At 68.9% G+C, this 22953-nt stretch carries 20 protein-coding genes, 1 tRNA gene, 1 other RNA gene and 2 pseudogenes; 18 read left to right on the forward strand and 6 right to left on the reverse strand.

The window, feature by feature from the left end; all coding sequences use genetic code 11:
* Positions 1-223, reverse strand: a pseudogene (locus AC2CHE_RS22795) (Rv3235 family protein); the annotation flags it as partial.
* A gap of 103 nt (positions 224-326) precedes the next feature.
* Positions 327-560, reverse strand: coding sequence for a helix-turn-helix domain-containing protein (locus AC2CHE_RS22800; protein ID WP_484506899.1), 234 nt, complete (start codon positions 558-560; stop codon positions 327-329).
* A 210-nt stretch (positions 561-770) separates the two neighbouring features.
* On the opposite strand from AC2CHE_RS22800, the gene AC2CHE_RS22805 reads away from it, so the two are divergent.
* The gene (locus AC2CHE_RS22805; protein ID WP_484506900.1) at positions 771-1289 is read left to right on the forward strand and encodes a DUF6912 family protein; all 519 of its coding nucleotides are present in this window, start codon (positions 771-773) and stop codon (positions 1287-1289) included.
* Between the two features lie 27 nt (positions 1290-1316).
* Here the strand turns inward: AC2CHE_RS22805 and AC2CHE_RS22810 are convergent, their stop codons facing one another.
* On the reverse strand, positions 1317-2366 hold the full coding sequence (locus AC2CHE_RS22810; RefSeq protein WP_484506901.1) for a hypothetical protein: 1050 nt from the start codon (positions 2364-2366) through the stop codon (positions 1317-1319).
* 284 nt (positions 2367-2650) lie between these two features.
* On the opposite strand from AC2CHE_RS22810, the gene pruA reads away from it, so the two are divergent.
* The 8 genes and pseudogenes from pruA (at position 2651) to AC2CHE_RS22850 (ending at position 10179) form a co-directional block, all read left to right on the forward strand.
* Positions 2651-4279, forward strand: a complete 1629-nt coding sequence (gene pruA, locus AC2CHE_RS22815; RefSeq protein WP_484506902.1) for an L-glutamate gamma-semialdehyde dehydrogenase — start codon at positions 2651-2653, stop codon at positions 4277-4279.
* Between the two features lie 214 nt (positions 4280-4493).
* Entirely contained in the window at positions 4494-5009 is a 516-nt protein-coding gene (locus AC2CHE_RS22820) for a helix-turn-helix transcriptional regulator (protein ID WP_484506903.1), read from the forward strand.
* Positions 5010-5096: 87 nt separating this feature from the next.
* A complete protein-coding gene (gene prfB / locus AC2CHE_RS22825; protein WP_484506904.1) occupies positions 5097-6218 on the forward strand; it encodes a peptide chain release factor 2 in 1122 nt (373 codons plus the stop codon).
* A gap of 118 nt (positions 6219-6336) precedes the next feature.
* Positions 6337-7017, forward strand: coding sequence for a cell division ATP-binding protein FtsE (ftsE, locus tag AC2CHE_RS22830; protein WP_093406596.1), 681 nt, complete (start codon positions 6337-6339; stop codon positions 7015-7017).
* 68 nt (positions 7018-7085) lie between these two features.
* Positions 7086-7961 carry a permease-like cell division protein FtsX gene (ftsX, locus tag AC2CHE_RS22835; RefSeq protein ID WP_484506905.1) on the forward strand — a complete coding sequence of 292 codons (876 nt, stop codon included), beginning with the start codon at positions 7086-7088 and terminating at the stop codon, positions 7959-7961.
* A 131-nt stretch (positions 7962-8092) separates the two neighbouring features.
* Positions 8093-8572, forward strand: a complete 480-nt coding sequence (smpB, locus tag AC2CHE_RS22840; RefSeq protein ID WP_484506906.1) for an SsrA-binding protein SmpB — start codon at positions 8093-8095, stop codon at positions 8570-8572.
* A 106-nt stretch (positions 8573-8678) separates the two neighbouring features.
* Positions 8679-9054: a transfer-messenger RNA gene (gene ssrA / locus AC2CHE_RS22845) on the forward strand.
* 178 nt (positions 9055-9232) lie between these two features.
* A pseudogene (locus tag AC2CHE_RS22850) lies at positions 9233-10179 on the forward strand (hypothetical protein).
* A 59-nt stretch (positions 10180-10238) separates the two neighbouring features.
* Here AC2CHE_RS22850 and mdlC read toward each other — a convergent pair.
* A complete protein-coding gene (mdlC, locus tag AC2CHE_RS22855; RefSeq protein WP_484506907.1) occupies positions 10239-11834 on the reverse strand; it encodes a benzoylformate decarboxylase in 1596 nt (531 codons plus the stop codon).
* A 281-nt stretch (positions 11835-12115) separates the two neighbouring features.
* Between mdlC and AC2CHE_RS22860 the strand changes: the two genes are divergently transcribed.
* The 3 genes from AC2CHE_RS22860 to AC2CHE_RS22870 all read left to right on the forward strand — a co-directional run bounded on the left by AC2CHE_RS22860 (position 12116) and on the right by AC2CHE_RS22870 (position 14679).
* Positions 12116-12706, forward strand: coding sequence for a YqgE/AlgH family protein (locus AC2CHE_RS22860; RefSeq protein WP_484506917.1), 591 nt, complete (start codon positions 12116-12118; stop codon positions 12704-12706).
* Between the two features lie 89 nt (positions 12707-12795).
* Positions 12796-12871, forward strand: a tRNA-Ala gene (locus tag AC2CHE_RS22865).
* Between the two features lie 665 nt (positions 12872-13536).
* Positions 13537-14679, forward strand: coding sequence for a site-specific integrase (locus AC2CHE_RS22870; RefSeq protein WP_484506908.1), 1143 nt, complete (start codon positions 13537-13539; stop codon positions 14677-14679).
* An 80-nt stretch (positions 14680-14759) separates the two neighbouring features.
* Here the strand turns inward: AC2CHE_RS22870 and AC2CHE_RS22875 are convergent, their stop codons facing one another.
* Both AC2CHE_RS22875 and AC2CHE_RS22880 read right to left on the reverse strand, forming a co-directional pair.
* The gene (locus AC2CHE_RS22875; protein WP_484506909.1) at positions 14760-16262 is read right to left on the reverse strand and encodes a relaxase/mobilization nuclease domain-containing protein; all 1503 of its coding nucleotides are present in this window, start codon (positions 16260-16262) and stop codon (positions 14760-14762) included.
* Positions 16199-16651, reverse strand: a complete 453-nt coding sequence (locus AC2CHE_RS22880) for a hypothetical protein (protein ID WP_484506910.1) — start codon at positions 16649-16651, stop codon at positions 16199-16201. Before AC2CHE_RS22880 ends, AC2CHE_RS22875 begins: the two co-directional genes overlap by 64 nt.
* Before the next feature lie 618 nt (positions 16652-17269).
* On the opposite strand from AC2CHE_RS22880, the gene AC2CHE_RS22885 reads away from it, so the two are divergent.
* The 6 genes from AC2CHE_RS22885 (at position 17270) to AC2CHE_RS22910 (ending at position 22847) form a co-directional block, all read left to right on the forward strand.
* Positions 17270-18445: an ISAs1 family transposase gene (locus tag AC2CHE_RS22885; protein WP_484506911.1), complete on the forward strand. Its 1176-nt coding sequence runs from the start codon at positions 17270-17272 to the stop codon at positions 18443-18445.
* 282 nt (positions 18446-18727) lie between these two features.
* On the forward strand, positions 18728-19582 hold the full coding sequence (locus AC2CHE_RS22890) for a hypothetical protein (RefSeq protein WP_484506912.1): 855 nt from the start codon (positions 18728-18730) through the stop codon (positions 19580-19582).
* A gap of 237 nt (positions 19583-19819) precedes the next feature.
* The gene (locus tag AC2CHE_RS22895) at positions 19820-20149 is read left to right on the forward strand and encodes a hypothetical protein (RefSeq protein WP_484506913.1); all 330 of its coding nucleotides are present in this window, start codon (positions 19820-19822) and stop codon (positions 20147-20149) included.
* Positions 20146-20508, forward strand: coding sequence for a hypothetical protein (locus AC2CHE_RS22900; protein ID WP_484506914.1), 363 nt, complete (start codon positions 20146-20148; stop codon positions 20506-20508). The genes AC2CHE_RS22895 and AC2CHE_RS22900 overlap by 4 nt, the downstream gene beginning before the upstream one ends.
* A 223-nt stretch (positions 20509-20731) precedes the next feature.
* The gene (locus tag AC2CHE_RS22905) at positions 20732-22306 is read left to right on the forward strand and encodes a ParB/RepB/Spo0J family partition protein (protein WP_484506915.1); all 1575 of its coding nucleotides are present in this window, start codon (positions 20732-20734) and stop codon (positions 22304-22306) included.
* Between the two features lie 142 nt (positions 22307-22448).
* On the forward strand, positions 22449-22847 hold the full coding sequence (locus AC2CHE_RS22910; RefSeq protein ID WP_484506916.1) for a Mom family adenine methylcarbamoylation protein: 399 nt from the start codon (positions 22449-22451) through the stop codon (positions 22845-22847).
* Positions 22848-22953: the final 106 nt, after the last annotated feature.

Here is a 22953-nt window from a genome sequence, read left to right on the forward strand (position 1 = left end):
GCCGGCTGCCGGAGCGCGCGGCCGTCCACGGCAGTGACGGCCGGTCCGGGCCACGGCCACCGGGCCGCTGCCGGGCGGCGGCGAAGAGGTCGAGTGCGAGTTGGCCATCGGCCGGTCCGGGCCAACCGGTGGTGTCCTCGTCGACGGTGGGCGGCTCGAAGGCGGGCGCTGGCCGCAGCCGCACGGGTGGGCGTGCCGGCCCGGGCCGCCGGAGGTCGGTCATCGCGCTGCCCCCTGTCATCAAAGCTTGCGTTTGCCTTCGTTTGCCTTCGACAGCTTCGATTGTCGGGCATGGTAGAGCCGGCGGTCAATGCCATGCCGGGGTGCTACCGCTCGTCGGAGTCGCGCTCCGCCAACGGGTTCCCGCGTACCCACTCGGCGGTTTCGGCGTACTTGCGCTCGATGTACTCCTCCAGGCGGGCTCGCTCCACCCGCCACTGCCCCCGGCCGCCGATCTTGATCGCGGGCAGCTCTCCGCTGCGTACCATGTGGTAGACCTGCGAATCCGACACGTTCAGCTCGGCGGCCACGTCGGACAGGAGCAGGAACCTCGGTTCCACCGAAACTCCCCGGGTTGACGTCGTTCGCCTCAGTTTGCCACCGGCCATCGTCTCCCGACCAATCCGCTCGTCGACTGGCGGGACACACCGGCCGTCGCCGGAACTTCCACCAGGGCGATACGGGGTGTATGACGGTCAGGGCGGACGGGCAGGGCCGTACGCCGGGTCCGGCGGGTCGTCGCCGGGCGGAGCAGAGCGGGGGAGACCACGGTGACCGACGAGCTTGTCCGGGTCTACGTACCGGCGACCGTGCCGATGCTGGCCAGGCTGCCGGAGCAGGGGCTCGCCGCGGCGCAGGCGCACGCGGTGACCCCGACGCTACGCGAGTGGTATGCGGAAGGCGACGAGGAGGAGTTGGAGTACGTCGCCTTCATCCGCGCCGCCCAGGACGCCCTGCAACTGATCCGGCACGATCCGGCCGCACCCCGTCGACGCGTGGTCGTCTCGGCGGACCTGCCCGCGACGGCGATCGGCCAGGGCGACGGGGAACTCGGCTCCAGCGTGGTCGAGCTGCGGGCGCCGGTGCCGGTCGCAGCCGTCGCGGCCGTGCACGTGGACGGGGTGGACGCCGCCACCGACGTCGCCGCCGCCGTCCAGGTGGTGCTGGAAGCATTGGCCGGAGACCCCGACGCCCAGTTCACCGTCGACGGCGCCGAGGACCATGAGCTGGAGTGGTACGACCCCAGCGAACTGGAGTCGCTGCTACGTGCCACCGCCACGGGAAACTGACCGCCGTCCGGGTGAGCCGACCGCCGACTACGCCTCGTCGTCGGTCGGCGAGCCGAGCGTACGGCCGAAGCTGACCACGGCGGTCAGCGCGCCGACGAACAACACCCAGATGGCGTTGTCCACCCGTGAGGTGCCGAGGGAGGTCTGCGCGACCGCGTCCGCCTCGCTGAGCGCGGCGGCCAGGTCGATCAACGAACGTCCACCGATCCGGATGATCACTTCGGTGAGCAGGAGCAGAAGCCCCGGTCCCGCGCCCGCCACCAGGTACGCCGGCCAGCGCGGTCCCGCCGCGCCGCCGTCGCGTACCACTCGGCGCCGTGCCCAGGTGAGGTAGCCGAAGGCCAATCCGCCGGCGATGAGCCCGGCCAGCAGGGACTCGGTCCGAGAGACCCAACTGGCCGCGTTGACCAGCGACTGCTGGCTGTCGCCGGCGCCGAAGAGGTCGAACAGCGGATCCCGGGCCGCGCTGAAGGCCACCACGAAGATGAGGGTGCCCAGCGCGGCGGCGGCCACGGCACCCACCACGGGACCGTTGCGGGCCCCGGCGAGCGCGCCGCCGATGACGGCCGCAGCGGCAGTGGTGCCGGCGATCGTGCGGGTGGTGACGTCACCGGTGTAGGTGAGGTCGATCGCCAGCGCGGCGAGCAGCCCGACGAGCAGGCCCGCGCCGATCGCCACCGCGAAGCGCAGGGTGACCCGGTCGGTCCGGCGGGCAACCGGCTCCCCGACCGCCAACCCGACGGCGGCGCCGGCCACCAGCGCGGCCGAGATCACGCCGGGCAGAGCGAAGGCGGAGAGACTCACCGCGGTGACACCGGCCGTCGCCGAACTGATCGCCTCCCGGGTCGACCAGAGCATCGCCGCCAGCCAACCGGCCGCCAGCAACGCCAGCGCCGTCGTCGCCGGTGCGGGTGCCGGGCGACCGGCATCGAGGGGGTCACCGGCACGTGGGTCGGCGACATCCGAGTGGTCACCGGCGTCCGGGTCGGTGGCCCCGGTCCGGTCGCCCGTGTCCGGACCGACGGCGTTGGACTGGTCGGGCTGCGCGGCGGCCGGCCCACGGGGCTCGTTGCTCATGGTCTCCCTCTCGCCGCCGGGCCCGACCGGGCCGGAACGTCACCGGCAACCCAGCGTACGCGGCCAGAACGGGGGTGAGCCCGTAGCCTGCGGAGCCTGCTTTTCTTCGGTCAGATGTCTGATCCGGGTACGAATCCGTACCGGTGACGGCGAACAACCTAGTGATCAATGGTGGGCGACCGGCCGGGGTGTGCTCGTCCGATGCTGGGCGTGGGAGGATTGGCGCAGGTCCCGCCATCGCGGGGCCGGTTTCGTCACCGCCGTCGAGATCGCCAGGAGCCCTGATGGACGCCGTGTTCTCCGTACCCGAGCCACGTAACGAGCCGGTGCGCAGCTATGAGCCGGGCAGCACCGACCGCGAACGTCTTCAGCGGAGGCTCACCGAGCTGGCCGCCGAGCGCATCGACCTGCCGATGACCATCGCAGGCGAACAGCGGATGGCCGGTGGCGAGCCGATCCAGGTGGTGCAGCCACACCGGCACGCGCACGTCCTCGGCGTCACCGGGCACGCCACCCACGACGACGCGCGGGCGGCCGTCAAGGCCGCCAGGGACGCCGCGCCGGGCTGGCGCACGCTGCCCTTCGAGGAGCGCGCCGCGATCTTCCTGCGCGCCGCCGAACTGCTCTCCGGGCCGTGGCGGGACACTCTGAACGCGGCCACTATGCTCGGCCAGTCGAAGACCGCCGTGCAGGCCGAGATCGACTCGGCCTGCGAGTTCATCGACTTCCTGCGGTTCAACGTGCACTTCGCCCGCAAGCTGCTGGCCGAGCAGCCGATGTCGTCGCCCGGCGTGTGGAACCGCTTCGACCACCGGCCGCTGGAAGGCTTCGTCTACGCGGTCACCCCGTTCAACTTCACCGCCATCGCCGGCAACCTGCCCTCGGCGCCGGCCCTGCTCGGCAACACGGTGGTCTGGAAGCCGGGTCCGACGCAGCAGTTCGCCGCCCACTTCACCATGCGCCTGTTCGAGGCGGCCGGGCTGCCGCCCGGCGTGATCAACATGGTGACCGGCCGGGGCGGGGAGGTCTCCGACGTGGTGCTGGCCGACCCCGACCTGGCCGGCATCCACTTCACCGGGTCCACCAAGGTCTTTCAGCACCTCTGGCGCACGGTCGGGGAGAACATCGCGAGCTACCGGGGCTACCCCAGGCTGGTCGGCGAGACCGGCGGCAAGGACTTCGTGGTCGCGCACTCCAGCGCCGACGTCGACGCGCTGCACACGGCGCTGATCCGGGGCGCCTTCGAGTACCAGGGGCAGAAGTGCTCGGCGGCCTCCCGCGCGTACGTCCCGCGCTCGCTCTGGGAGGGTGGCCTGCGTGACCGACTGGCCGCGACCGCTGACGGGCTGGCCTACGGCGACGTCACCGACTTCCGCAACTTCGGTGGCGCGGTCATCGACGCCAAGGCGTACTCCCGGCACACCGCCGCACTGGAGCTGATCTCCTCCGACGACAGTTGCCGGATGATCGCCGGTGGCACCGCCGACGACTCGGTCGGCTGGTTCGTCCGCCCGACGATCTTCGAGTGTGGTGACCCGGCACACGAGACGTTCACGACCGAGTACTTCGGCCCGATCCTCGGCGTGCACGTCTTCGACGACGCCCGCTTCGACGAGGTGGTCACGCAGGCCGAGGCCATCGCTCCGTACGCCCTCACCGGGTCGATCTTCGCCACCGACCGGCGGGTGGTCGACGCGGTGGCCGAGAAGATGCGGTACGCGGCCGGGAACTTCTACATCAACGACAAGCCGACCGGCGCCGTGGTCGGTCAGCAGCCGTTCGGCGGTGCCCGGGCCAGCGGCACCAACGACAAGGCCGGCTCCTGGCACAACCTGGTCCGCTGGATGTCCCCCCGGACGATCAAGGAGACCTTCGTGCCACCGACCGACCACACCTACCCCCACATGGGCTGAAGTTGTAACGAAGGGGCCCCTCCCGACGCCTCGTGTACAGGAGGGGTCCCATCGCACGCCACGCCTGTGGGAAGGAGGGGATCCGGCCGGGGATCCCGCAGGTGGGTGGCTCCGGTGGACCGTCGCGCGCCGACAGTGCACATAGGAAGCCCCGATCGGTGGCGAAAAGGGGAAATCCTGGACGCCGGCCCGGCAAAGTGGCAGCGTAAGGGGCATGGCGGAATCCGGAGTGAACCCCACGGCGGCGGCCCTGCTCGGGCTGCTCCACGAGGGTCCCATGACAGGTGGCCAGTTGATGGCCGCCGCCGAGCGCCGACTGGCGCCGTACTGGTCGATGACCCGAAGCCAGGTCTACCGCGAGCTGCCGGTGCTGGCCGAGCGAGGTTTCGTCCGGTTGGGTAAGCCCGGGCCGCGGATGAGTCAGCCGTACGCGATCACGGCAGCCGGGAAACGGACATTCTCCCGCTGGCTGGCTGAGGATCCGGGGCGGGACACCATCCGCAACCCGATCGCCCTGCGCATCGCCTTCGGGAACCTGCACTCCCCGAACCAGCTGAGGAACCTCCAGACCGCAGCCAACGAGTACCACACCGACGCGCTGGCCCGGGTCCGCGAGCAGGTCAGGAACGCCAAGAAGGAAGGCGACACGTACGACGCGAGCGCGCTTGAGTTCGCCGTGGCGTACCACCGTGCCGCCCTGTCCTGGCTCAAGAGCGCCGCCACCGGCTGACCGCACGCCGGCCCGAGCTGGGTTTGTTTGGCTCGGACTGCGGGGCTCGCAAGCTCACTCCTCGTCCGAGCAGTACCCTTGTTTGTCGTGACCGCTGCCGACTTCGCCGAACAGCTCAAGGAACTCGACGCCACCCTGCGCAACATCGAGGCGGTGCTCGACCTCGACCGTCTCCGCGCGGACAAGGCCCGCCTGGAGCAGGAGGCGTCCGCCCCGGACCTCTGGGACGACCAGGCCCGCGCCCAGCAGGTGACCTCGCAGCTTTCGTACGTCAACGGCGAGATCGACAAGCTCGGTAGTCTGCGCTCTCGGCTGGACGACGCGCACGTGCTGCTGGAACTGGCCGAGGCGGAGTCCGACTCGGGGGTGCTCACCGAGGTCGAGACCGAGATCGCCGGGCTGACCAAGGCCATCCAGGAGATGGAGGTCCGCACGCTCCTGTCCGGCGAGTACGACTCCCGGGAGGCACTGATCGCCATCCGGGCCGGCGCCGGCGGCGTGGACGCGGCCGACTTCGCCGAGATGCTGCTGCGGATGTACCTGCGCTGGGCCGAGCGGCACGGCTACCCGACCGAGGTCTACGAAACCTCGTACGCCGAGGAGGCCGGTCTGAAGTCGGCCACCTTCACGGTAAAGGTCCCGTACGCGTACGGCACGCTCAGCGTCGAATCCGGCACCCACCGGCTGGTGCGGATCAGCCCGTTCGACAACCAGGGGCGGCGGCAGACCAGCTTCGCGGGGGTCGAGGTGCTGCCGGTGGTGGAGCAGACCGACCACATCGACATTCCCGAGAACGAGATGCGGATCGATGTCTACCGCTCCTCGGGTCCGGGTGGGCAGAGCGTCAACACCACCGACTCGGCGGTACGGATCACCCACATTCCGACCGGCATCGTGGTGACCTGCCAGAACGAGAAGTCGCAGTTGCAGAACAAGGCCTCCGCGCTGCGGGTGCTCCAGGCCCGGCTGTTGGAGCGCAAGCGCCAGGAGGAGCAGGCCAAGCTCCAGGGACTCAAGACCGACGCCGCCGGGTCCTGGGGCGACCAGATGCGTTCGTACGTGCTGCACCCTTATCAGATGGTGAAGGATCTGCGGACCGAGCAGGAGACCGGCAACCCGGGTTCCGTCTTCGACGGTGACCTGGACTCCTTCATCGAGGCGGGCATCCGGTGGCGCAAGCAGCAGCAACTGGCTGGCGACCGTGCGTGATCGATCGTGGGCGGAGCGCGCCGTCGATCTCCACCTGACGTGCTGATTTGACGACTTGCCCCGCAACGACGGGGCGTGGGACTTGGCACGACAGTTACACGGCGTAGACTCACCACCCGTGATTCAGCTTGAGCAAGTGACGAAGACGTACCCGAAGGCGTCGCGGCCTTCGCTCGACAACGTGTCCGTGTCGATCGACAAGGGCGAGTTCGTCTTCTTCATCGGCCCATCCGGCTCCGGCAAGTCGACCATCGTCAAGATGCTGCTGCACGAGGTGGTCCCGAACAAGGGACGCGTCGTCGTCAACGGCAAGGACGTCACGTCGATGCGGTCCTGGAAGCGCCCGCACTTCCGCCGCTCGATCGGCTGTGTCTTCCAGGACTTCCGGCTGCTGCCCAACCGCACCGCGTACGAGAACGTGGCCTTCGCGCTGGAGGTGATCGGCAAGACCAAGGCGGTGGCCCGCCGGGTCGTGCCGGAGGTGCTGGAACTGGTCGGCCTCGGCGGCAAGGAGCACCGCTACCCGCACGAGCTCTCCGGCGGTGAGCAGCAGCGTGTGGCGGTGGCCCGGGCGTTCGTGAACCGTCCACTGATCCTGCTGGCGGACGAGCCGACCGGAAACCTGGACCCGGACACCTCGATCGAGATCATGCGTCTGCTGGATAGGATCAACCGCACCGGCACCACAGTCGTGATGGTCACGCACGACTCCAACATCGTGAACCAGATGCGCCGCCGGGTCATCGAGATCGAGAGTGGCCGCATCGTTCGCGACCAGGCCCGCGGCGTCTACGGGTGACGGCCCTACCCACCTGCACCCCGATCTGACGACGAACACCTGACGCCGGAGAGCCGGAGGAAATCCCGATGCGGATGAAATACGTCATGTCCGAGGTACTGGTCGGACTGTGGCGCAACGTGACCATGACCATCGCGATGATCATCACGATGGCGGTCTCGCTGACCATGCTCGGTGCCAGCGGCCTGATCTACACCAAGGTCGCGGACATGAAGCAGCTGTACTTCGAGAACATCGAGGTCTCGATCTTCCTGAACGCCGAGGTGACGGACGAACAGCGCAGCTCGATCGCTGCCCAGTTGGAGTCCGACCCGCTGATCTCGCAGGCCACGTACGTCAACAAGGACGAGGCCTTCCAGCGCTTCCAGGAGATGTTCCGCGATTCGCCGGACCTGCTCAGCGCGGTCAAGGCGGATCAGCTTCCGGAGTCGTACCGGCTCAAGTTGGTGAACCCGGAGGAGTACAAGACCATCGCCGACCAGTACACCGCGGTCGAGGGGGTCGACCAGGTCGTCGACCAGAGTCAGGTGCTCGACAAGATCTTCAACCTCTTCACCGCCGGGCAGAACATCGCCCTGGTCGCCGCGATCGCGATGGCCGTCGCCGCGCTGCTGCTGGTCGCCAACACCATCCAGGTCGCCGCGTACAGCAAGCGGCGTGAGGTCGCGGTCATGAAGCTGGTCGGCGCGTCGAACTGGTTCATCCAGGCGCCGTTCGTGCTGGAGGCGGTGGTCGCCGGCTTGGTCGGCTCGATCCTGGGCCTCGGTGCCCTGATCGCGCTCAAGGTATTCCTCTTCGACGGTGCGCTCAGCGCCCTACAGGGTCTCTTCGCGCCGGTGAGCTGGGGCGAGGTGTTCCTCACCTTCCCGGTGATGGCCGGCGTCGGCGGTCTGATCAGCGCGGTCACCGCCTGGGTCACGCTCCGGTTCTACCTGCGGGTCTAGTTCGTCGACCAAGGGCCCTTCCACGCCGGAATAAACGGCGCGGAAGGGTCCTTGTCGTTCGGGTAGCATGATCTCCGCTCGGCGGCCGGCCAGGTCGGCCACGGGCGGCCTGGAAAGGAGGTGGCGCGGCGATGCCACGGGAGAAGGGGCGCAAGGTCGTCGCCTCCAACAAGAAGGCGCGTCACGACTACGCCATCCTCGACACGTACGAGGCGGGCATGGCGCTCACCGGCACCGAGGTGAAGTCGCTGCGGGCCGGGCGGGCTTCGCTGGTCGACGCGTTCGCTCAGGAGCGGGACGGCGAACTCTACCTGCACAGCATGCACATCCCCGAGTACACGCAGGGCACCTGGACCAACCACGAGCCCCGGCGCACCCGCAAACTGCTGTTGAAGCGGCTGGAGATCGACCGGTTGATCGGCAAGCTGCGGGAGAGCGGGCTGACCCTGGTGCCGCTCCAGGTCTACTTCTCCGACGGCTGGGCCAAGGTGGAGATCGGCCTCGCCAAGGGCAAGAAGGCTTACGACAAGCGCCAGGACCTCGCCAAGCGGGACGCCGACCGGGAGATTCAACGGGTGGTGGGCCGGCGAGGTAAGGGAATGAACGACTGATTTATCCGTTTTGGTCGTATCCGGTGCGCCGGTCCGGGCTCGGGATGAATCCGATTGCGGCAGGCGTTACTCTTGTCAGAGCCGCCGGAGATCGGTGGCCTGCCGAGGGGGTGACTGGTTTCGACTTCGTACGTTGCGGCAGGGGAAGCGAGCCGAGGAAGCCGACGTCGTCTCGAGAATCGTTCGTCGGAAACCAATAAGCGCCAAGAACAATCGCGCTGACTTCGCTCTCGCCGCCTGAGGCGAGTAGCAAGTCTGTCGGCCTGGGAGCGCCTTCGACCCAGTTAGCCGGCATCAGCTAGAAGGCTGGCCAACCGGACCCGGTCGCGGGGTCCGTGCGGCGAGATCAATCAGCGACTGGGCCCGTCACACCGACTCGCTCGCGTGATCGGAGGGGCCGAGTAGAGGCACAGCGAGCTGCGCTCGGAGAAGCCCTGACAAGGCGGCGAAGGACCCGGGTTCGATTCCCGGCACCTCCACCACCTGACTGCGCGCCCCGGTCACCCGACCGAGGCGCGCAGTCTTTTGCTCCGCCCCGGTCGGCCGTCGCCAGTGGTACCCTGCGACGCAGCCGCCGGGTGACGCGGCGGCCGGGGCAAGGCGACGACCGGCATCGCGGGGTACGGGAACCAGCCGGAGGGCACCGCCGTCAAAGTCGGTATGCGCCGCGTCCTCGCCCTGTTGGGTCTGCCACTGCTGATGATGGCCGGTTGTGCCCGGGCGGGCACCGAGCCGACCGGCCCGGGTTTACCTACCGACATCCCGAGGCGTTCGAGCAGCGCGCCACGGCGGTCGCGCAGGCGTGGCGCCCGGGCGCGGCGTGGAGCGACGGCTACGTGCCGCTTCAGGAGCCCACGGTGCTCGTCGGCGACCCCGAGTTCACCGACGAGACCAAGCTCGCCTTCAACGCCGGCTGGTACCGGGAGCAGGTGCCGCTGCCGCCCGGGCGGCCGGACGACGGCACCATCCGATTCCCCGACGACGAACTGCGGGTGCCACTGATCACCGCGGCCGAGGCGTACCGGCAACTCGACCAGGGTGACCCGCCGCCCTGTCCCGGGCGACCGAAGGATCCGGGTACGCCGCCACCGGCCAACCCGCCGGACGGGCCGGACACCCCGGTGAGCAGCGAGCCGCGGGCCGCCTGCATCCCACTCACCGTCACCAACGTCGAACTGGGTGCGGCGCCGGTGCACACCAGCCGGGGCGAGGCGCAGGTGCCGGCGTGGCTGTTCACCATCGACGAGATCGACGCCGTGGTGGCCCGGGTCGCGGTCGCACCCGACGCCGTCGGTGCGCTGCCCGAGCCGGTCGCGCCGTCCGCGCCCGCGCCGCAGGACCTGGTCAGCGCGCAGGACATCGAATCGATCGAAGGATCGACGCTGACCTTCCGGCTCGGGGTCGGCAGCTGCGACACCGGGATCACCCCGCTGGTGCAGGAACACGACCATCTGGTTGTGGTCGGCGGCACGGTGGTGCGGAGCACCGGCGTCTGCGACGACATGCTCAGGCTGGAGCCGGTCACGGTGACGCTGCGGGACCCGTTGGCAGACCGACCGGTCCTCGACGTGTTCAGCGCGACGCCGCTGCGCTTCACAGTCGGCTGACCGCGTCGGCCGACGCCGGGGCGGCGTCGACCTCCGCCTGTCTCGTCTGTCACCCGGGTTCAGAGGATCGGCGGCACGTCGGTGCGGATCGGCACCGGCAGCACCGTCGGCCCGTCGGCCCGGAGCGCGACAGCCAGCGCCTCGCCGAGCTGATCGGGATCGTCGACCACGGTGGTGGCACACCCGTAACCGCGGGCTATCGCCGTGACGTCGATGCCGGGCAGGTCCAGCCCGGGAACCCCAGGCGTCTGCTTGAGTTCGGCGAACGACTTCAGGATCGCGTACTGCTGGTTGACCGGCACGACGACCACCAGCGGCAGCCGCAACTGGCTGGCGGTCCAGAGCGCCTGGACCGAGTAGTGGAACGAGCCGTCGCCGATCACCGCGATGACCGGCCGGTGGCGACCGGTGTCACGCTGCGCCAGCGCGATGCCGACGGCCGCCGGCAGGCCGTAGCCGAGACCGCCGCTGGCCATCGTGAAGTACGAGCCGGGGGTGTCGAACCTCAGCCGGCGTCGCAGTGCCGACAGATTGGACGGAGACTCCTGCACCAGCACCCCGTCTGCGGGCCAGTGCCGGGCCAGCGCGGCGAAGAGCGCATCGGCGCTGAGCGGAACCGAATCCTCCACCGGCGACGGTACTGCCCGGGCGGGTGGTGGCGGCCGGTCCGCCGGTGGCATCAGCTCGGTCAGCGCGGCGAGGGTGAGGCCGGCATCGCCGAGGAGGCTGTCGCCGACAGGTGCCCGGGCCGCCTCCTCGGGATCGTCGGTGACGTGCAGCAGCCGGGCACCGTCCGGCAGCGTCTCACCGGGCACGTGCGGGTAGTACCGGAACACCGGGGCGCCGACGACCAGCACGATGTCGTGTCCCCGGAGCCGCTCGGCCAACGGGCCGATCGCGAAGGGCAGCACCCCCTGGAAATGCGGATGACTCTCGGGGAAGGAGGTCCGCTCGGGCGCGGGCGCCGACCAGACCGGAGCGACCAGCCGCTCCGCGAGCGTGACCCCGGCCGCCCAGGCGCCGGCCCGGTCCACTGCTGCTCCGAACACCAGGGCCGGTGACCGGCTCGTCGCCAGTGCCGCGGCGAACTGACGCAGCCGCTCCGGGTCGGGAGCGAACCGGGTGGCCACCGTGCGGGCCTGCGGAGGCGGATCGGCGGGCTGCGCCCAGTCGTCCAGCGGAAGCGAGAGGAAGACGGGCCCGGTCGGCGGCTGGACTGCGGTCGCGTACGCCCGCATGAGCGCCGCCGGGACGTCCTGGGCCCGGACCGGCTCGTGGGCCCACTTGACGTAGGGCTGGGGAAGCTCGGTGGGATGACGGGCGGTGAGCCGGGGTTCGAGCAGCAGCATCTCCCGGGTCTGCTGGCCGGCGGTGACGATCAGCGGGGTCCGGTTGTGCCAGGCGGTGACGATGTTGCCCATGGCATTGCCGGTGCCCGGTGCCGTGTGCAGGTTGACGTGCGCCGGTGCCCCGGTGACCTGCGCGTACCCATCGGCCATGCCCACCGCCGACGCCTCGTGCAGGGCGAGCACGTAGTGGAAGTCGTCGGGAAAGGCGTGCAGGAACGGTTCCTCGGTGGAGCCGGGGTTGCCGAAGACGGTGGTCATGCCCAGGGCCCGGAGCAGGTCGTAGGTGGTGTCGCGGACCGTTGCCATCGCTTCTGAATGTATCGGGGCAAGTCGTGATCAGAGAGCTTTTCGCCGCTGCTGTGGCATCAGCTTCCTGGCGGCACCGGCCACCGTCGCGCCGGCGGTGAGGCGTCGCCCCGTCCAGCCGACCATCTGTCGATCACTCGACCGTCAGACCTTCGCCTGGATCGGGGGCGCAAGCTATGGTGCCAGGCATGGCGATGACAGCGCAGATGTCACCGGTTGGGCCCACCGTCGATGAGTGTCACCGATTCCGCCTGTCCGTGCACGACTGACGGGTGCGTGTGATGCAGGGAGAGGGGCAGGCGATCGGCGGGCGGGCGACGGAGTCGATGACGGGGAAGCTGCTGGTGGCGACACCGGCGCTGAAGGACCCGAATTTCGACCGTACGGTCTTGCTGTTGGTCGCGCACGAGCCCGGCGGCGCGCTCGGCGTGGTGCTCAACCGGGCCACCGAGGTGCCGGTGGCCGACGTGCTGCGCGACTGGGGTGACCTGGCCCGCCACCCGGCGGTGCTGTTCGAGGGTGGCCCCGTGCAGCCCGACTCCGCCATCTGTCTGGCCCGGATGCGGGCGCCGGTGCGCCGCCTCAAGGGCTTCCATCAGGTCTCCGGTGCGGTGGGGACGCTCGACCTGTCGGTCGATCCGCAGCGGCTACGGGAGAACGTGCAGAGCATCCGGGTCTTCGCCGGGTACGCGGGCTGGGGCACCGGCCAACTGGAGCAGGAGATCGAGGACGGTTCCTGGTTCGTGCTGGACGCGTTGCCCGGTGACGCGTTCGTCGACCGGCCCGACGACCTGTGGCCGATGGTGCTGCGCCGACAGGGCGGCATGATGGCCGCGGTCGCGCACTTCCCGCCGGACGTGGCGCTGAACTGACCGGCGTCGGCGGACACCCCGCGAGATGACCATGCCGACGGGCGTGTGTATAGTTCTTCCAGTGCCCGGGCGACCGGGTGCGACAGCAAGGGGCCGTGGCGCAGCTGGTAGCGCACCACACTGGCAGTGTGGGGGTCAGGGGTTCGAGTCCCCTCGGCTCCACCATCTTCCACCGCAGGTGGAAGGGTGGAATTTATCGGCAGATGCCGATCTCCCGTGATCTTGTGCTCACAGCTGTGCTCACAATGATCCGTTACGCTGACTCCCATGGCGCTCGGCTGTGAGCACGGGAGGAAAGATGGCGGTCCGCGATTCAGGTGTGGGGCTAGTTCCTGACGCCCTGCCGTACCCAAGGCGTGGCACCTCGACGGTCCGACGCTCGTCAACGATGAGTGGGGCCGCAGCGAGGTCAGACTTCCGTCTGCCTCTCCGGAACGCCTCTGCACGCCGCTTCTTCTGCGGTGCCTGCGTGGGGCAGCCTTCTCAGCCGTAGCGCTCCCGATAACCCTGGCCGCTCACGATGAGCGCGGTGAGATCACCGTGCTCCGGATCGTCGCGCCCAGGTATGGATGGCGGTCCCGGCCACGTGCTCCACCACTTGACCGGGACCTTGATTGGACGCAGGAGGTCCAACCCATGAACCACCCTAAGACCCGACGATCGCAGCCTGCCCGGCCGGTGGCGCTAGCGATCGTTCCAGCGAGCCGCCTCGCCAGAGGCGAGGCCACGAACCCTGTGCGCCGATCGTATGCGAAGGGCCGGTCGTTGCCTGCCGGGCAAGCGCGGATGCGCGTTTCTGCGCCCCGAATCCCGGTGAACGGCGTCCGGCGATGAGCGTCCGACAAGACCCGAAACGGAACACCTGGTACTACGTCATCGATCTGCCGCGTGGAGATGACGGCAAGCGTAAGCAGAAGTTCGTTCGCGGGTTCGAGACGGAGAAGGAGGCCCTAAAGGCCGAGGAACTGGCTCGCAAGCAGTTCGGCCAAAGCGAGTTGGCGGCAGACGGCACGATGGCCGCTGAACTGGTGAAGTGGCTGGAAGAGCGCGAACTGGATGTTGCGGTGACAACGCTGAGCAACTACCGCAACGCGATCATGAAGTACATCATTCCGCGGCTGGGTGCTCGGCGACTGTATGACCTGGACAGGCAAACGATCAACGACTTCTACCGTCATCTGTTGAGGAAGGGCGGCCGGAGGGGCACGGGGCTGTCGGCGGAGACGGTCAGGCACGTCCACCGGACACTGATGAAGGCGCTCAAGGACCTTGGCGTCGTCATCGATGGCGTCCGGCAGCCTCGCCCCGACGAACGTGAGGAGCATGGCCGAAAGGGGATTTGGACGGCGAAGCAATGTGCTCAATTCTTGGCGCACATCGCCGATGACCGCCTCTACGCGGCTTGGGTGCTCGTCGTCGTGTGCGGCATGCGTCGCGGCGAGGTGGCCGGGTTGAAGTGGGCGAAGGTCGATCTGGATCGCAAGATCCTCCATGTCCACTGGCAGCGCGCTGTTGCATCCGGCGAAGTCGAGGGCGGCGTCGTCGAGAAGGCGCCGAAGGGCAGGAGCAAGAGGTCCATCCTCTTCGGCTCCGCCTTGGGCACGGTGTTGTCGGAACACCAGCGCCGACAGCGGAAGGAAATGGCCGAAGCGGGTCTGCTGTACAAGGAGCTCGGCTACGTCTTCTGTAAGGAGGACGGTACGCCGTACCATCCGAAATACTTCACGGACCGGTTCCGGGCTCTCTGCATCGCGGCGGGCGTACCGGTGATCGTGCTGCATGACGGGCGCCACACGTCCGCGACCGTTGGTGCTGACCATGGAGTGCCGCGACACGCGATGCAGAAGCGTCTGGGGCACGCGCGGGCGCGGATGACGGACGAGATCTACACCCATGTCCTGCCGGAGTCGGAGCGGCGATCTGCTGAGATCATGGAGGAGACGATCTTGGGGCCGCTCGGCCACGACGAGTAGGGCGACGACAAGGCGGCTGGGCGAGGTCGAATGGGACCTCGCCCTTGCCGTTCCGTTCTCGTGCCTCGACTCGCGATTGATCAAGCATTCCGCCGTGATGCCCGCTCACCTGTTGAACGTACGGTCGCTGCAGAGACGGGGACCGCTGGGGCGGGGGCATGAGAAAGTGAGGCGGTAGCAATCGCCTGTAGTCGGTCAGCGGCGAGTCGCGCCGCGCTGGCCTGGTGGAGTCTGTCTTGTGCCTCGCGGATGATCGCGAGGTTGTTCGCGATCATCGATACACGCAGTACCAGTTGCAGTGCTGCGGCGGTGTCGTCATCGTTGCTGAGTCGGCCTGCAGCCGAGATCAGTCGGGACATGGATAGAAGTTGACCCGCGACCGGGTGCCACTGGCTCAGGCGTCGACCATGCGGTTCCCGGACTGCGCTGTCGAAGGTTTCCGAGGTGTCGGTGAGGGGTCCGCCTCTGCGGCCCTCGAAGGCCCGCGCCGTCGACGCGAGGACGTCAGCAGCGGCGTAGGCGAGGGACGCGATGTGGTCTTCGCCGCCGGTTGGGGCCTCCGCGAGAAGACGGGCCCCGCGATCCGCCGCTGCCGTGGCCCGGCGGAAGGTGTCCGTCCGGTGTCGAGCTTCTGGGCGCCTCATCCCGCCGCGTGAGGTGGTGCCGGGAACCATGCCCCAGCGTTGTCGTAGCTGCGGGAGGGTGAGGTCTGGAGCAAGCCTGCCACCGCCGTACCAGACGGTGTCGCCAGAACTGGTGTGGTGGTCGGGGAGTCCGACGGCATAGCCCGTGACCTCGTCTGGGTTGATCGTGCTGTGCCGCAGCCGCACGAGGACACCGGCGGATTGAAGCCGGCTGAGGAAGTCGTCCTCGTCAACGGCCGCCGCAGCGGACGCCCGTACCTCGCGGCGGAGCCTGTCGCGCGGGATTTCTGGGCGGCACTGCCGGTGGCTCTTGTTCTGCTCTGCGGCGGTGGGCCGGCGGTGGCTGGTGTGGTCAACTGGGCCGACCTGGTACAGGCCGTAGCGTTGTTCGAGGTCTCGGGCGGCGGTTTGTGCCTTGAGGCGTTCGTTCCAGGCCCAGACGGTCTCGCCGTCCTGTCGGACGAGTGTGGCCACGATGTGGATGTGGTCGTCGGCGTGGCGGACGGCCACCCATCGCACAGCGTCCGGGTCGCCGTGCGGGGCGATGCCGACGGCGGCGACGATCTCGGCGGCGATGTGCGCCCATTGGCTGTCGCTGAGGACGCGGTCGGTGATGTGGTTGCGGACGGAGGTGTGCCAGACGAACTTCTGTGGCGGGTTCCTGCCGGCCCGTACGGGCTGTTCGAGCAGGCGGGCCAGGGCCCGGATGTCGTGGCGCCCGGAGGCGTGGGTTGGGGGTTCCAGCGAAGGTAACTGGCTGGGGCCGGACCACGCGGCGACGAGGTGGGGATTGACGTGTTCTTCAGCCTTCCCCGGGCCGAACAGGTAGCGGAGCAGTCCGCCGACGTTCGTGCCGCGGGGATGGATGGCGGGGATCAGCGCAGCCGCCGGTCGACGTCGGCCACGAGGGCGTCGAGTCTGTCGAGTGCCTGCACGCACCGCCTGACGGCGTGGTCGAGCCAGACCGGCGCTTCGCCAGTGGCGTTGAGTGCTGCGGTGGCCTGGTTGAGGTTGGTGCCGGTACGCGTTATGGCGGTCCGAGCAGCGAAGAGTTCCCGCTGCATGGCGGCGAGTTCTGCTCGGGTGACGCCGGTTCCGGCGACCAGGGCGCCGGGGGCGGTGGTGCTCCTGGCGGCGGCCAACGCGGCGTCGGCGCAGAAGCCGGTCGGGGTCAGCCCGGCGCGGTGCGCGGCGGTCACGACGTCGCTGTGCTCAGCCTCGTCGAGTCGGAGGTTGATCCGTTGCCGCCGGCCGGGGAACTGGTGACGGCGGTCGGCGCCACGTGAGCTTGGCGTGTCGCCGGTCGCTGTTCGCGTACGGGTGTCCACCGTCGTCGCCTCCGCTTCGCAGGTTCCTGCGTCCGAACGTGCGACGGCGGGGTTATCGGCGACGCTACGGGTAGCGACTCGGCAGGAACTCCGCTTCCGGTTCCGCTCGGCCGTGAGGTGGAAGCAAGAGTCCGCGACCGGAAGCGAACGTGCCGGACCTGCCGGCTGCGGAAGCGGAACCAGTCGGAACCGCTTCGGTGCGAGGTGTGGCAACGCGCCCTCGAAGGCGGAAGCTTGCCCGAGTGTCGGCGTGGTTGCTGTCGGCGCGCGACGTGATCGCGTTACCTTGTCCACTGACCCCGCTGGGTCAGTGCTCTTGTCGGTTGCCGGATGTGCCGACCGCGCTCGGTCGGCACATCCGGTGACCGGTACTACAACTTGCTTGCGCCCTTCCACGCACACCGGTGCCGGAACGGGGCGAGGCAGCGTTGACTCGAATCACCGATAGGGCGGTGAGCGTTCGCCATCTTGATCTTGGATAGCGCTCCAGAGCCAAAGCAAAGTTAGTTGATCTTCGTTTTCCCTGGTGATGGAGCGACCCCGACGGTCAGGCGCGGCCTTCCTTAGTAGACGATGGCGGTTCTCTACGCCAACCGTCGTCTATCAGAAAGGCCGCTGGTGTCAGTCTCGCATGCGGTTGCCGATGTCGTCGCGAACCGGGCCGGGGAGTCGGGCTTCGGGCCGGTCGCCGCGCTGGCTGCGGTGTTCTCGCAGGTCAAGGATCCGCGCAAGCCGAAGGGTATCCGGCATCCTCTTGCTGCGGTGCTGACGGTTCTGACCATGGCGCTGCTATGCGGGGCACGTGACTTTCGGCAGGCCGCCGATCGAGTGGCCGAGCTCCCGCAACCGCTGCTCGACGCCGCGGGCGCCCGCCGGCATCTGGTGCTGGGCATTCGGATCCCACCTGGGCGTGACACCCTGCGCCGGTTGACCGAGACCGTCGACGCCGCGGCCATGGACCGGCTGATCTGCACCTGGCTCACCACTCTGCTCGACCAGCCCACCGGCACCGGGCTCGCCCTGGACGGCAAGACCGTCCGCAACACCCGCCCCGGCACGAGCACCGGTCTGGACGTGCAACTGTTCTCCGCGATGCGCCACGACACCGCCGTGGTCGTCGCACAGGTGAAGGTCCCGGCCGACACGACCGAGGTCACCCAGATCGCCGCCCTGCTCGACGGACTCGACATCACCGGCATGACCATCACCGCCGACGCCGCGCACCCCAGCCACGACACCGCCGCCTACCTGAGAGGCCGCCGGGCCAGCTACGTCTTCACCGTCAAAGCCAACCGGCCCGCCCTGCTCACCGCGATCACCGACCGGCTGCCCGCCGCGACGCCCTGCACCGCCGCCGCAACCAGCACCGAGCATCGCAACGGCCACCGGATCGTCCGCACGATCTGGACCGCACCCGCCGACGGTGTCGACTTCCCCGGCGCCGCACAGGTCTTCCGGATCCGCCGCGACACCTACGCCCCAGACGGCCAACGCGTCAGCAAACACATCCTGCACGGCGTCACCAGCCTGACCTGCACCGCAACTCAGATCGCCGCCCATGTCCGCGGACACTGGGGCATCGAGAACAAGATCCACTGGGTCCGCGACGTCCTGCTCGGCGAAGACGCCCACCACGCCTACCTCGGCAACACCGCCCACACCATGGCCGCCCTACGCAACCTCGCCCTGGCACTCATCCGTCTGGCCGGCCACACCCACATCAAGCAGATCATGGAAAGGCATCACGCGGACAAGACGCTCATCCCCGCACTACTCAACGCAGCCATACGATGACTAACCGACTTTGCTTTGGCTCTGGATAGCGCTCCTGAGCAGTTCGGTTATCGGCCCGGAAGGACAGTGGTCGACGACGTTCTCTCGCCCCCCGTTTTCGCAGTTCAAGCAGGTCGGAGGGGTGCCATTTCCGAGGCTAGTGCGGTATCATTACAAGCGGAAGGAATTGAACCCCTTCCGGATAGAACCCAGACCATCCTGGAGGTTCACGTGCCCCCTAGCTCTTTGACTCCCGAGGAGCGCTTCAATGCCATCCGTGCTGTCCTGGTCGACGCTCGACACATGATCGCGGCCGCCATCGAAACCGTGCACCCGGCTGCCGCTGAGTGCCTTCCGATGCCCGAACTGGTCGTGCCCGACGTCGACGGCTTGGCTGCGGCCTCCCGCGCGCTGTATGCCAACCTCTTCACCGCCAATGGCAGTAGGGCTGCGGCCTGGGTTGCTGCGCGGTCCGCATGCGCCCACGACCCGAAGGCTGCTGTGGCTGTCTACGAGCTCTGCTACTCCTGGTACCAGCTCATCAACGCCGGTCGTTCACGCGTCGAGTCGGTGCCCGGTCGGACCAACCACATCGAACGGCTGTTGGAGATGCTTCCGGCGCGTATCGCTCGGTTGTCCGACCCATCGGTCGGCGTCGAGCCCGGGGAGCTTCGGCCTGCCTCCGATGGTGGGAGGGGTAGCGACCTGTGCGATCAATTCAAGACTGCCGACGCCGGTGTCGTCGGTGGTGCCGCCGGGTTGCCGGCCGTCGGTGATCGCGTGATCTCGTGGTACGACGATGACCTGGTGGAGTACGGCGGGGATGACGGCGGCCCTTGGACGACCCTGAGCTTCGCGTTGCTCGCCGGCGGTCTGCCGGTTCGCAAGTGCGAGCCGGAGCGCGTTGCCCCCGCTGACACTCCGATTCCGGGCAAGGACGCACGGGTCTCCGTCGTCAAGCGCACCCGAGCCGAGATGCCCTACGGGGAGCCGGGGGTTTGGCAGCTCACGCTGCCGGGCGGCGGTGTTCCCACCTGGCATCGCACCAAACGGGACGCCACGACGACCGGCCTGCGCCGGCTGGCGATCCTCGACTGGCACCGTGCGCGAGCTGAGGCCGCAACCGCCTCCAACGAGACCGTCGCGGACCAGCCCTGAAAACATAATGCGGCATCATTGCAAGTAGCGAGGTGGGTTGGCGACGACCAGCGTCGCTTGCGGCGCGACGAGGAGAGGCCACGGGCGCCCGGCCGATCGGACCCGTGGCTCTCCTGCCGGCGAATCGCCTCGCCGGACTCGCACCGACCCTAACTCTTCGACGTGTGGCCCTCGGGTGTCGCTACCACCCGGCGCACGTCGTCATCGACAACCGCCAGATTGATCGAAGGAAGCTCCGTGACTGCCCAAGGAAAGAAGACCACGACCCGCTTGACGCGGGGCGATCGAATCCTCATCACCGACGACGCGACCAAGGCATCGACCCGCAACCCGGGCACCTGGCACCCGAGCCGGGTCAAGACCGGCGCGACCGCTGCGACCGTCCTCGACAAGCAGGCCCTCTCCGGCCGGCGCACCCGGTACAACGTCATCACCGACACCGGCACGGTCCTGGACCTGTCCGGCGGACAGACGTTCCTGCTCGCCCCGCCAGCCGACTCACCCCAGCCGGCTGAGGCGGCAGCGGAGGCCATGACCGATGGCGAACAGCCCGGCGGTGCGCAGTGACCGGCCAGCAGCCGGGCGACGCCGGGAATCCGGGCATCGTGCCGGCCGAGAATCTCACGCCCACTCGGCAGTCCGTGACCTACATCATCCTGACCACGCTGCGCCCCGACTCCGGCTTCATCCTCGGAGGCGTGCGGGCGGTCGCCCACGCGGAGATCTCTCGACGGCTGGGTGGCCCCGGCAGTCGTGACGCCCTGGTCGCTGCCTACGTCCGGCTGGCCGACGAACTGGTGCCGGTCGACGTGGAGACCATCGAGCTACCCGCTGTCGGCGGGCTGGCCCGATACCAGATTCGTACGTGGCTGGGACCGCAACTGATCAGTCAGTGCGAGCTGGAGACTCCGTTGCGCCGGAGGTGACAGCGCCGGCCCGCGCGGTCTCGTGACACGCGGGCCGGCCACCGGGGCTCCAGGCCGCTACAACCCGAGCCCGACGTACCGCCAGACGGTCCGCACCGGCCAGCGTAGCCGCTGCGGCTACCCGTAGCGCCGCTCGTCGCTATACCACCCCTTTCACAACCGCCGCCGACGCGGTGGGCCAGCCGTGCCCGCTGCTCGTACATCCCTTGGAAGGACCTTCACCGTGACGCTCTCTGCTCCCACGACGGCCACGGCCACCACACCTCACGCCCTCGATGACGAGCAGTTCGAGGAGGAGCTACTCCGCGTCGACCCCGCGACCCTGGTAGTGGGCGCCAACGTGCGACTGGACCCCCGGTTGCGCAAGACCTACGTCGACAACGTCCGCCAGCGTGGCGTTCTGGAACCGGTCATCGCCTACCGCGACGACAACGACCGCCTGGTGGTGCTGCGCGGGCAACGCCGGACCCTGGCGGCCGTGCAAGCCCAGCGCCCGTGGCTACGGGTGATGGTCGTTCCGAAGCCGGACGAGGCCGACCGGCTGACCGACCAGGTGAACGAGAACGATCACCGGGAACCCCTCACCGTCGCTGAGCGTGTGGCCGCGTACGACCAGCTCGCCCTGTGCGGTGTCCCGGCCGGGGAGATCGCCAAGCGGATGTCCACGAGCCGGCCCGTGGTCGACAAGGCGCTGTCGGTGGCTCGCAGCAAGCTCGCTCGGGGGGCGACGCAACGGTGGGAGTTCCTCACCATTGACCAGGCCGCGGTGGTCGCGGAGTTCGAGGACGACGCGGAGGCGGTCAAGCAGCTCGTGGTCGCCGCCCAGCGCGGCGGGTTCGACCACGAGGTGCAGAGGTTGCGTGACGCTCGCGCGGAGGAGGCGGCGAAGGCCGAGACTGCCGCTGCCCTCGCTGCCGCCGGGATCAGCGTGGTTGACCGGCCGGCATGGAACGACGAGAAGGTCAAGCGGCTGTCGGAGCTGAAGCACGGCGAGGAGCAGCTCACCGAAGAGAACCACGCATCCTGCCCCGGGCACGCCGCCTTTCTCGACGACGAATGGGTCCACCCGGACGAGGACGACGCCGACGAGGAGGAGGACCCGTGGGGCGATGACACGTCGACCGAGGCAGACGAGGACGCGCAGGAGCCGGTGCCTGCTCGCCCGTACCGGATCTGGGTGCCTGAGTACGTGTGCACCGACTTCGCCGCCCACGGACACGCGCTGCGCTGGCGGGGGCACGACTCCGGCAGCGGGCGCAAGACCGTCGCGGAGATGACCGACGCTGAACGGGAGGAAGCCCGCGCCCAGCGCCGTGACGTGATTCAGTCGAACAAGGCGTGGGACAGCGCCGAGACGGTCCGCCGGAACTGGCTGCGTACGTTCCTCGCTCGCAAGGCCGCGCCGAAGACGGCCGCAGGCTTCATCGCCGGCAGCCTCGCCCGTGCCGACCACGCCGTGACGTCGGCGCTGACCGGCGGCAACCGGCTGGCCCATGACCTGCTCGGGCTGCCGGACCAGGCTCCTACGCTCGGCCGGCGAGCCCCGGCGATGGTCGAACTCGTCGGGAAGGCCAGCGACGAGCGCGCCCAGATGATCGCGCTGGGACTGCTGCTCGCCGCGTACGAGGAAGCGACGAGCCGCAACTCGTGGCGCACCGTCAGCGACAGCACCACCCGCTACCTGCGCTACCTCGAAGCCAACGGGTACGAGCTGTCCACGGTCGAGCTGAGGGCATGCGGTGAGTCACCGCTGCCGCCCACCGACACCAACCTCGCAACCGTCGCTGCTGAGGCGTAGCCGACTCGACCCTCCGGCCGCCACCGTCTTGCGGCGGCCGGAGGAACCGGCGACCAGCGACGTGCCAATGGCGCCCAGGTCGACCTGCCAAGGGCGGCGACCCGCCGCTCACGCCCCTCGAACAGATCCACGGGGACACACCATGCTTGAACAACTTTCCCTGTTCGACCCTGCCGTCTGCCAGCGGTGGCGGGGCGGGAGCCACACCTGGCGGCCGGTGCACGAGGGCGGCTTCGACCAGCGCCGCTACCGGCTGGAACCGGTACCGGAGGCTGCGGCCCGCCGGTTCGTCGCCGAGCACCACTACAGCAGGAGTCTTCCCGCTGCCCGGATGTCCTTCGGGCTGCTCGAAGGCGACCATCTGGTCGGGGCGGTCGTGCTCGGCGTGCCGATGCACCCCGCCGTGCTGACCAAGCCGTTCCCCACCCTCGGCCCCGGCCTGGCTGCCGAGGTCAGCCGCCTCGTCCTGCTCGATGAGGTGCCGTCCAACGCGGAAAAAGAGTTACCCAATGGTGGACGGCACGACCGAATAGGTCAATGAGCCTTTCCGGGTAAGGCGCTGATCACCGAGTGCAGTGTCCGGAAGGTCCAAGGCGTAGAGGAATCGCCCAGATGAGCGGGATGAACCAGTAAGGGCGCGGAACGCC

The organism is Micromonospora sp. ATLC16 (genome assembly GCF_057196645.1).

What these genes read in the sequence shown, in the direction of transcription:
- pruA (WP_484506902.1), top strand. Translation starts at nt 2,651, where the DNA reads ATGGACGCCGTGTTCTCCGTACCCGAGCCACGTAACGAGCCGGTGCGC.
- AC2CHE_RS22810 (WP_484506901.1), bottom strand. Translation starts at nt 2,366, where the DNA reads ATGAGCAACGAGCCCCGTGGGCCGGCCGCCGCGCAGCCCGACCAGTCC.
- AC2CHE_RS22890 (WP_484506912.1), top strand. Translation starts at nt 18,728, where the DNA reads ATGATCGCGGCCGCCATCGAAACCGTGCACCCGGCTGCCGCTGAGTGC.
- AC2CHE_RS22870 (WP_484506908.1), top strand. Translation starts at nt 13,537, where the DNA reads ATGAGCGTCCGACAAGACCCGAAACGGAACACCTGGTACTACGTCATC.
- AC2CHE_RS22910 (WP_484506916.1), top strand. Translation starts at nt 22,449, where the DNA reads ATGCTTGAACAACTTTCCCTGTTCGACCCTGCCGTCTGCCAGCGGTGG.
- ftsX (WP_484506905.1), top strand. Translation starts at nt 7,086, where the DNA reads ATGCGGATGAAATACGTCATGTCCGAGGTACTGGTCGGACTGTGGCGC.
- AC2CHE_RS22820 (WP_484506903.1), top strand. Translation starts at nt 4,494, where the DNA reads ATGGCGGAATCCGGAGTGAACCCCACGGCGGCGGCCCTGCTCGGGCTG.
- AC2CHE_RS22860 (WP_484506917.1), top strand. Translation starts at nt 12,116, where the DNA reads ATGCAGGGAGAGGGGCAGGCGATCGGCGGGCGGGCGACGGAGTCGATG.
- mdlC (WP_484506907.1), bottom strand. Translation starts at nt 11,834, where the DNA reads ATGGCAACGGTCCGCGACACCACCTACGACCTGCTCCGGGCCCTGGGC.
- smpB (WP_484506906.1), top strand. Translation starts at nt 8,093, where the DNA reads ATGCCACGGGAGAAGGGGCGCAAGGTCGTCGCCTCCAACAAGAAGGCG.